Origin of the sequence: Paraburkholderia phenoliruptrix, from assembly GCF_902859825.1 — a bacterium.
Taxonomy (GTDB): domain Bacteria; phylum Pseudomonadota; class Gammaproteobacteria; order Burkholderiales; family Burkholderiaceae; genus Paraburkholderia; species Paraburkholderia phenoliruptrix.
The window spans coordinates 1-6,433 of sequence record NZ_CADIKB010000080.1 but is presented as its reverse complement, the minus strand read 5'-3'; the positions used below and the strand labels follow the sequence as shown (position 1 = coordinate 6,433).

Below are 6,433 nucleotides of genomic sequence, written 5' to 3'. Positions count from 1 at the left end.
TTTTTCATTTCACCATGACTCCAGCACCGAACTTTGCTGGACTACGCCGAAGCCCGATACAGCAGGTTTATCAATAACTTAGGCGAGTCCAACATATGCCGGTGCTTTCCGAAACCTGACCCGGCTTCCCCTCTGATGGCCCCTACATGGCTCTTGGGAATCGGGTCTTTCCGAGGAGTCATCGTGGCAAAACTCAAGCTCACCAAGTCCGCAGTCGATGCGGCACAACCCCAGGCGCAGGCCGTCGAACTCCGGGACACGCTGGTGCCCGGCTTCCTGTGCAAGGTTACACCAGCGGGCCGCAAGGTGTTCATGCTCCAGTACCGCACGAACGCTGGCGAGCGGCGCAAGCCCGCCCTGGGCCTGTACGGGGAACTGACCGTCGAGCAGGCCCGCTCGCTGGCCCAGGAATGGCTGGCCGAGGTGCGCCGGGGCGGCGACCCCAGCGCGGCCAAGGCCGCCGCCCGTTCAGCCCCCACGGTCAAGGAGCTGTGTACCAAGTTCATGGAGGATTACTCCAAGCAGCGCAACAAGCCCAGCACCCAGCGCGGGTATCAGGCCGTCATCGACCGCTGCATCGTTCCGATGCTGGGCCGTTTGAAGGTCCAGGACGTGAAGCGCCCGGACGTGGCCACGGCGATGAAGAAGATGGCGCACAAGCCGGCCGAGGCCAACCGTGCTTTCAGCGTGATGCGCAAGATGTTCAACCTGGCCGAGGTGTGGGGCCACCGGCCTGACGGCACCAACCCCTGCCGCCACGTCCCGATGTACCCCAACGGCAAGGCCACCCACCTCATCAGCGACGAGGACATGGGCAAGCTGTTTCGGCGACTGGAGCACATCGAAGCCGAGGGTCTGGAGAACTACGTCATCCCGCTGGCGATCCGCCTTCAATTCGAGTTCGCCGGCCGCCGCTCCGAAATCGTGACGCTCCGATGGGATTGGGTGGACCTGGACAACCGCCGCGTGGTCTGGCCGGACAGCAAGACGGGCGGCATGTCCAAGCCCATGAGCGAGGAAGCCTATCGACTGCTCTCGACGGCGCCACGGCAGGAAGGCACTCCCTATGTGCTGCCGTCTCCAAGCCATCCCGGCAAGCACCTGACCACGGGCGAGTATTACGGCGGCTGGAGCCGCGCCCTCAAGGCGGCGGGCGCCACGCACGTCGGCACGCATGGCATCCGCCACCGCTCCGCGACCGACATTGCCAACTCGGGCATCCCGGTCAAGGTCGGCATGGCGCTGACGGCGCACAAGACCGTGGCGATGTTCATGCGCTACGTCCACACCGAGGACGATCCGGTGCGCAAGGCGGCCGAGCTGGTGGCGAACCGGCGCAAGACGATCACCGAGGCGCAGCGGCCTGCGGAGGTGGCTGCATGACCAAGAAGGCGCCTGCGATGGCGGGAGTCGCACCCGCCGCCGTGCCTGCCGGCTACGCCGGCATCCACGGCGGCATCGTGGATCTGCTCGATGCCGCGCGCCAGACGGCAGCGCGCAGCGTCAATGCGCTGATGACGGCCAGCTACTGGGAGATTGGCCGCCGCATCGTGGAGGCCGAGCAACAGGGCAAGCGGCGCGCGGGTTATGGCGAGCAGTTGATCGAGCGGCTGGCAAGCGACCTCACCCAGCAGTTCGGCCGTGGCTTCAGCCGTCAGAACCTGCAGCAGATGCGGTCGTTTTTTCTGACCCGGCCAATTCGCCAGACAGTGTCTGGCGAATCTTCCCCGGAGCCAGTGCGGCCTTGGCGGCTGGACGAGCTGGCGCAGGTCTTCACGCTGCCGTGGTCGGCCTATGTGCGGCTGTTGTCGGTCAAGGACGAGCATGCGCGCCAGTTCTATGAAGCCGAGGCCTTGCGCGGCGGCTGGAGCGTGCGCCAGTTGGATCGGCAGATCGGCAGCCAGTTCTACGAGCGCACGGCGCTGTCGAAAAACAAGGCGGCGATGCTGGCCAAGGGCGCGGTGGCCAAGCCCGAAGATGCCGTCGCGCCCGGCGATGCCATCAAAGACCCCTATGTGCTGGAGTTCCTCGACCTCAAGGACGAGTATTCGGAGTCCGATCTGGAGGCCGCCTTGATCCGGCGGCTGGAAGACTTCCTGCTCGAATTGGGTGAAGGGTTCACCTTCATTGGACGGCAGCGGCGCTTGCGCATCGACCAGACCTGGTATCGGGTGGACTTGCTGCTGTTCCATCGCAAGTTACGCTGCCTGGTCATCATCGACCTGAAGCTGGGTGTTGATTCATCAGCACAACTGAGCCAGTGATCAAGTCGAATATTGAGCCACTGGGTTGATGGATTTTTTGGCTACTCGGTTGTGGATAAGTCTATCGGGTCTGCTGTTTTTCGATCTCCTTTCTGAGCTTTGCTGCGTGGCTTTGGTGGTGCCGCGCCAGCGGCACTGGAGTGCTTGAATCGCCAGCTCTCATTGCCCGTCTCCACGATGTGGCAGTGGTGCGTGAGACGGTCGAGCAATGCGGTGGTCATCTTGGCGTCGCCGAAGACGCTGCTCCACTCCGAGAAGGTGAGGTTGGTGGTGATCACCACGCTCGTTCGCTCGTAGAGTTTGGAGAGCAGGTGGAACAGCATCGCGCCGCCCGACTGCGTGAATGGCAAGTAGCCCAGTTCATCGAGGATCACCAGATCGACGTACATCAACCGGTGCGCCATTTGCCCGGACTTGTTTTGCGCTTTCTCCAGCTCCAGGGCGTTGACCAGCTCCACCGTGGAGAAGAAGCGCACCCGCTTGCCATGCATACGGATCGCCTCGATCCCCAGGCTCGTGGCCAGGTGGGTCTTTCCCGTGCCGGGGCCACCAACCAGCACCACGTTGTGTGCCGACTCCAGGAAGCGAAGGGTGTGCAGCTGGCGCACCAGCGCCTCATCGAGTTGCGCGTGGGCGAAGTCAAAGCCGGCGAGATCGCGGTGCGATGGGAAGCGCGCCACGCGCATCTGGTAGGCCATGGAGCGCACCTCGCGCTGAGCGGTCTCGGCCTTGATAAGCTGGTGCAACACGGCCTCATGATCGAGCGACTTCATGCGGGCAGTGCCCAGTACCTCCGGCCAGGCGCTGGCCATGCCGTGCAGGCCCAGCGCCTTGAGGGCATCAATGACGTCATGCATGGTCGGACTCCGGTGATGCCTCATGAGGCTGGACGTTGCGCAGTGCGTCATAGCGCTGCAGGTTGGCCAGTGGCGGAGTGTTGAGCGTGAGCATCGTGGTCACCGGCGACTCGGGCACGCGCTGTTCCTTCAGGCGAGAGAGCACGTTGAGCACATGCTCCGCGCTCACCCGACCGCTCTGCAGGGCCAGCTCCACCGCTACCAGCACGGCCTCCAGCCCGTGCAGGCTCACCCCCATGAGCACCTGCGCCATCACCCTGTCGCCACCGCTGTGGCGCAGCAACTGGCGCTGCAGCTCCTGCAGGGGCTCGGGCATGGTCTTGAAGGGTGCGCCGTTGCGCAGCGCGCCGGGCTTGCGCTCGATGAGCGCGATGTAGTGCATCCAGTCGTAGAGCGTCTGATCACGCTCAAAGCTGCGCGCCAGGCGCACCTGTCGCCCATCGGGCCCGACCACCAGCAGGCCATCCGCGTAGGCTCGCAGACTGACCACCGCATGAATCCATTCACACGGCACGCTGTAGCGGTTGCGCTGGAAGTGAATCAGCGAGGTGGCAGAGACCCGCAACGGCTGCTCCACATAGCCATCAAACGCACGGGGGTTGGGCATGAGGCGAACACGTTCGTCCTGCCAGACATCGGCCACCGTGAGCTGCGTCCATTCGGGGTGACTCATCTCAGCCCAGGCCTTCACGCAGGCCTGCTGCAACCAGTCGTTGAGCTCACCAAGCGTCCCCCAGCGCCGCTCGCTGGCCTCGCGCCAGATGTCCTTGCGCCGGTCCTGAACGTTCTTCTCGACGACCCCCTTCTCCCAGCCGGCGGCCCGGTTGCAGAACTCCGGCTCGAACAGGTAGTGCCCGGTCATGGCCTCGAAGCGCGCATTGACGCTGCGCTGCTTGCCCTGGCCGACCTTGTCCACAGCGGTCTTCATGTTGTCGTAGATGCCCCGCCGGGGCACGCCACCGAAGAGGGCGAACGCCCGCGCGTGCGCATCGAACAGCATCTCGTGCGCTTGGGTGTAGTACGCCACCAGGCAGAAGGCGCGACTGGACGCCAGCTTGGTGTGTGCCACCTCCAGGCGGCGGCGCAGCCCGCCGATGAACAGGTACTCACAGCTCCAGTCGAACTGGAACGCTTCACCCAACTCGAAACTCAGTGGGACAAACCCTGCGCCGCGCGCTGCGTTGCCTTGCTCTTGCTGCCAGCGCTGGGCAAATGCGTAGACCGGCCCTCGGCTGCCGCTGTAGCCCTGCGCCCGTAGCGCTTCAAACATCGCCTTGATCCCGCGCCGATCGCGTTTGCTGCGGTGGCTATCGGCCTTGAGCCACTGGCTCAACTGCTCCTTGTACGGATCCAGGATGCTGGGGCCCGACACGCGCTGCGGATATCGGGGCTCGGCCATCTGACCGTCCTTGAGCCACTTAGTGGCTGTGTTGCGCGAGATCCCCAGCCGCCGGCTGGCCTCGCGCACCGACACGTCCTGCCTCAGCACGAGGCGGCGTAACTTGCTCAATGTGCTCACGTTGATCACTCCTGCTCCCCCGTGCTGAAAAATTCAGCAGGATAGAGCGGCAACGTGGCTCAGATTTCAACGTGAATGCGTCCCGAAATGGCCCAGCTTTGGAAATGAATCAACAGACCTGATCGTGGACTCCGCGAAGACACCGGAAGCTGTCGAAGAAAGTGCTTTTGATAGCGCGCTGAGCAGCATATTCCGGGCAGTGAAGGCCGCGACCGCCTACATCAAGTCCCTGTGGGGCGAGGAATATTTCCCGCCTGAGCCGACCAGTCGTGAGAATGAAATGAGTGTGGTGCAGTCGGCTGTCTTGAACGGTCATCGCGTCATGCTTACTGGCGATGCCGGGCGTGAAGCACTGCAGGAGGTGATCGACTACGCACCTTTCGTGGGACTCGCGCTGCCAGGTATTCGGTATTTCCAAGTGCCCCATCACGGCGGGCGACACAACGTTTCGACCGAAGTCTTGGATCAACTGCTCGGCCCACGGTTGAACAGTATGCCGGACAAGCACCATTGGAATGCCATATGCAGTTCTGCCAAGGCGGATGAGGATCATCCGCGGAAGTCGGTGATTCGCGCCGTATTGCACCGGGGTGGGCACTGGGCGGCAACTGAAAGCCAGAACATACGCATCGGGGCAGGCATCACCCGCGATGGCTGGGTGCCGATTCCCCAGGCGGCGTATCCGGAAGATCAAGAAAATTGACAGCGCCTGAAGGCCAGCACCACTTTTCAACTGCCTGCTGACAACTTGGCCTGCATCCCGACGTTCCTTCGTCGGGCTCATGGGCTGCGCCCCGAGCTTCGTGCCGAATCGCAGTCATCCGGCTTCAAGCCCGGACGCTCTGATCTGGACTGACGCTTCGGACCTGCGCGCTACGCTTGTCAATACCGGGGTGGCTGCGTGGTGAGGTGTGGCGGCTTGCTGTTCCCTTCATCGTGCCACGGCGTGCTCGCCGTCAATGACTGCGCACCTTCGGCGCTTGCGGCCTGGCGGCCGTCTTCGATCTTTGACTGCTTGCGCTGCGCCGTGCCCTGCAAGGGCTGGGCAATTCCGCCCGGTAACCTTACAGGAGTTCACCATGAACCACGCATTCATCACGGACGAGCAGCGCATCGTGCTGCTGGCCAACGGCCGCGAATCCTTGGAGAACCCGGACTTCGATCCGGCCCCAGTGGTCAAGCTGTTCACGCCGGATGCCGGCGCGACCTGGCTGCTGACCGAGATTGATCCCGATGACCACGATCACGCCTTCGGTCTTTGCGACCTGGGCCTAGGGATGCCGGAAATCGGCTGGGTCAGTTTTTCCGAACTGGCGACCGTGCGCGGGCGGCTGGGCTTGCCGGTAGAGCGGGATCTGCACTTTCGTGCCGAGAAGCGGCTGAGCGCCTATGCGCGCGATGCGCGGCTGGCGGGGCGTGTCGTTGTCTGACCTGGTTCTGGGGCGCCGCAAGGCGCTCCTGAGCGTTCTCAATCATTTCAGGAGGTCAAGGCCATGAGCAGCCACCACGACTACATCCTCGAAATCACGGCAGAGCATGATGCGTTCAAGCCGTTCCCACCGGAGAACGGCCAGCCCTTGCGCTTTGCGCTCGGCGACGCGGTGATCTATACCAACGGGTTTGGCGCACAGTTCCGGTGCCGCGTCACCGGGTTTTATCGTCCCAGCGGACTTTCGGGCCTGTACGCGCGCGGTGCGCGCTACCTGCTGGACTCGTCATCGCCGTGGATGCCGGTGTCGGAAGCCAGCCTGCGCCCCGACGACCCGGCCTGATGCCTTCGCGCCCCTGGCGGG

At 63.6% G+C, this 6,433-nt stretch carries 6 protein-coding genes and 1 pseudogene; 5 read left to right on the top strand and 2 right to left on the bottom strand.

What is annotated here, in order from left to right:
- Positions 1-183 precede the first annotated feature (183 nt).
- Together HV711_RS32650 and HV711_RS32645 are read left to right on the top strand one after the other, a co-directional pair.
- Entirely contained in the window at positions 184-1,383 is a 1,200-nt protein-coding gene (locus HV711_RS32650; protein ID WP_003056225.1) for a tyrosine-type recombinase/integrase, read from the top strand.
- A pseudogene (locus tag HV711_RS32645) lies at positions 1,380-2,261 on the top strand (PDDEXK nuclease domain-containing protein); the annotation flags it as partial. The gene HV711_RS32650 and the pseudogene HV711_RS32645, both read left to right, overlap by 4 nt.
- A gap of 44 nt (positions 2,262-2,305) precedes the next feature.
- On the opposite strand, the gene istB reads toward HV711_RS32645, so the two are convergent.
- Both istB and istA read right to left on the bottom strand, forming a co-directional pair.
- A complete protein-coding gene (gene istB, locus HV711_RS32640; protein ID WP_035483125.1) occupies positions 2,306-3,121 on the bottom strand; it encodes an IS21-like element helper ATPase IstB in 816 nt (271 codons plus the stop codon).
- Positions 3,114-4,640, bottom strand: a complete 1,527-nt coding sequence (gene istA / locus HV711_RS32635; protein WP_035483124.1) for an IS21 family transposase — start codon at positions 4,638-4,640, stop codon at positions 3,114-3,116. Before istA ends, istB begins: the two co-directional genes overlap by 8 nt.
- 124 nt (positions 4,641-4,764) lie before the next feature.
- On the opposite strand from istA, the gene HV711_RS32630 reads away from it, so the two are divergent.
- From HV711_RS32630 to HV711_RS32620, 3 genes are all read left to right on the top strand, one after another.
- On the top strand, positions 4,765-5,343 hold the full coding sequence (locus tag HV711_RS32630) for a ComEC/Rec2 family competence protein (protein WP_244142798.1): 579 nt from the start codon (positions 4,765-4,767) through the stop codon (positions 5,341-5,343).
- Between the two features lie 376 nt (positions 5,344-5,719).
- A complete protein-coding gene (locus HV711_RS32625) occupies positions 5,720-6,070 on the top strand; it encodes a DUF2958 domain-containing protein (RefSeq protein WP_012204591.1) in 351 nt (116 codons plus the stop codon).
- Positions 6,071-6,133: 63 nt separating this feature from the next.
- Positions 6,134-6,412, top strand: a complete 279-nt coding sequence (locus HV711_RS32620) for a hypothetical protein (RefSeq protein ID WP_021027902.1) — start codon at positions 6,134-6,136, stop codon at positions 6,410-6,412.
- The last annotated feature ends 21 nt before the right edge of the window (positions 6,413-6,433 follow it).

Coding starts and splice junctions, on each gene's coding strand:
- istB (WP_035483125.1), bottom strand. CDS start 3,121: ATGCATGACGTCATTGATGCCCTCAAGGCGCTGGGCCTGCACGGCATG.
- HV711_RS32625 (WP_012204591.1), top strand. CDS start 5,720: ATGAACCACGCATTCATCACGGACGAGCAGCGCATCGTGCTGCTGGCC.
- HV711_RS32620 (WP_021027902.1), top strand. CDS start 6,134: ATGAGCAGCCACCACGACTACATCCTCGAAATCACGGCAGAGCATGAT.